This window comes from Acinetobacter entericus, assembly GCF_026168575.1.
Lineage (GTDB): Bacteria > Pseudomonadota > Gammaproteobacteria > Pseudomonadales > Moraxellaceae > Acinetobacter > Acinetobacter bouvetii.
Genome location: NZ_JAPEQW010000154.1, coordinates 1 through 340 on the forward strand (window position 1 = coordinate 1; position 340 = coordinate 340).

The following is a 340-nucleotide window of genomic DNA, read 5'->3' on the forward strand; positions in this document are numbered from 1 at the left end:
AAAAATTAGGGGAAATTAATGGACGACTTCTCAAAACAAGTCGCTGAATCAGTAAGTCCATTTTATACAGCCATCGCATCATTTGTGATGGCTTTTTTAATGGCTTTATTTCGTACCGCAAAAAAACGAGGGCAAGCTGATTGGCTTGAAGCGTTTATGTGCGGATTTTTTGCCGTGGGCTTTTGGTCGCTTACAACATGGCTTGGCTTTCCTGAAATCATATCAGTGGGCTTTGCATCGGTTGTTGGCTACAAGGGCACGCATTTCGTGAGTAAGAAAATAGACAAGGTGAGTGATGAAACTAATCGATGATTGGAAGCAGGCTTGGAAACTCAAGTCA

At 42.1% G+C, this 340-nt stretch carries 1 protein-coding gene; it reads left to right on the top strand.

The features are described from left to right. Positions 1-18: 18 nt before the first annotated feature. Positions 19-312, top strand: coding sequence for a phage holin family protein (locus tag OKC24_RS20000; protein WP_131275820.1), 294 nt, complete (start codon positions 19-21; stop codon positions 310-312). The last annotated feature ends 28 nt before the right edge of the window (positions 313-340 follow it).